The organism is Limosilactobacillus galli (assembly GCF_947381495.1).
GTDB classification, from domain to species: domain Bacteria; phylum Bacillota; class Bacilli; order Lactobacillales; family Lactobacillaceae; genus Limosilactobacillus; species Limosilactobacillus galli.
In genome coordinates this window covers 1-1,847 of the sequence record NZ_CANCWK010000083.1, presented here as the reverse complement: position 1 = coordinate 1,847, position 1,847 = coordinate 1, and the positions used below count along the sequence as shown (strand labels likewise).

General features: G+C 52.5%; 1 rRNA gene. It reads left to right on the top strand.

Annotated elements, in window-relative coordinates:
• A 23S ribosomal RNA gene (locus tag QOS10_RS09205) occupies window positions 1–1,847 on the top strand; the annotation flags it as partial.

Genomic DNA, 1,847 nt, shown 5'->3' with positions numbered 1-1,847 from the left:
GATTTATACTCAGGAGTCAGACGATGAGTGATAAGATCCACCGTCGAAAGGGGAACAGCCCAGATCACCAGTTAAGGTCCCTAAATATATGCTAAGTGGAAAAGGATGTGGAGTTGCATAGACAACTAGGATGTTGGCTCAGAAGCAGCCACCATTTAAAGAGTGCGTAATAGCTCACTAGTCGAGTGATCCTGCGCCGAAAATGTACCGGGGCTAAGCATATTACCGAAACTGTGGATGTGCACTTTGTGCACGTGATAGGAGAGCGTTCTAAGGGCGGCGAAGTCAGACCGTGAGGACTGGTGGAGCGCTTAGAAGTGAGAATGCCGGTATGAGTAGCGAAAGACAGGTGAGAATCCTGTCCACCGAATGACTAAGGTTTCCTGGGGAAGGCTCGTCCTCCCAGGGTAAGTCGGGACCTAAGCTGAGGCCGAAAGGCGTAGGCGATGGATAACAGGTTGAGATTCCTGTACCAGTTAACTGCGTTTGAATGATGGAGGGACGCAGGAGGCTAAGCGATCCGCACGATTGGAAGAGTGCGGTCAAGCAGTAAGTCAGGAGTTGAGTCAAATGCTTAACTTCGGGTTGACAAGCTGTGATGAGGAGTGAACTTTTAGTAACGAAGTCGCTGATGTCACACTGCCGAGAAAAGCTTCTAGTGAGTAGTTAACTGCCCGTACCGCAAACCGACACAGGTAGTCGAGGAGAGAATCCTAAGGTGAGCGAGAGAACTCTCGTTAAGGAACTCGGCAAAATGACCCCGTAACTTCGGAAGAAGGGGTGCTGGCCGCAAGGCCAGCCGCAGTGAAAAGGCCCAGGCGACTGTTTATCAAAAACACAGGTTTCTGCAAAATCGTAAGATGAAGTATAGGGGCTGACGCCTGCCCGGTGCTGGAAGGTTAAAAGGATGGGTTAGCTTCGGCGAAGCTCAGAATTGAAGCCCCAGTAAACGGCGGCCGTAACTATAACGGTCCTAAGGTAGCGAAATTCCTTGTCGGGTAAGTTCCGACCCGCACGAAAGGCGTAACGATCTGGGCACTGTCTCAACGAGAGACTCGGTGAAATTGAAATCCCTGTGAAGATGCAGGGTACCCGCGACAGGACGGAAAGACCCCATGGAGCTTTACTGTAGCTTGATATTGAGTGTTTGTACTGCTTGTACAGGATAGGTAGGAGCCGTAGAAAGCGGAACGCTAGTTTCGCTGGAGGCGCTGGTGGGATACTACCCTTGCATTATGACCACTCTAACCCGCAGCACTAAGCGTGCTGGGAGACAGTGTCAGGTGGGCAGTTTGACTGGGGCGGTCGCCTCCCAAAAGGTAACGGAGGCGCCCAAAGGTTCGCTCAGAATGGTTGGAAATCATTCGCAGAGTGTAAAGGCACAAGCGAGCTTGACTGCGAGACAGACAGGTCGAGCAGGGACGAAAGTCGGGCTTAGTGATCCGGTGGTTCCGCATGGAAGGGCCATCGCTCAACGGATAAAAGCTACCCTGGGGATAACAGGCTTATCTCCCCCAAGAGTCCACATCGACGGGGAGGTTTGGCACCTCGATGTCGGCTCATCGCATCCTGGGGCTGTAGTCGGTCCCAAGGGTTGGGCTGTTCGCCCATTAAAGCGGTACGCGAGCTGGGTTCAGAACGTCGTGAGACAGTTCGGTCCCTATCCGTCGCGGGCGTAGGAAATTTGAGAGGACCTGTCCTTAGTACGAGAGGACCGGGATGGACATACCGCTGGTGTACCAGTTGTTCCGCCAGGAGCATCGCTGGGTAGCTATGTATGGACGAGATAAACGCTGAAAGCATCTAAGTGTGAAACTCGCCTCGAGATGAGATTTCCCATTCCTTTA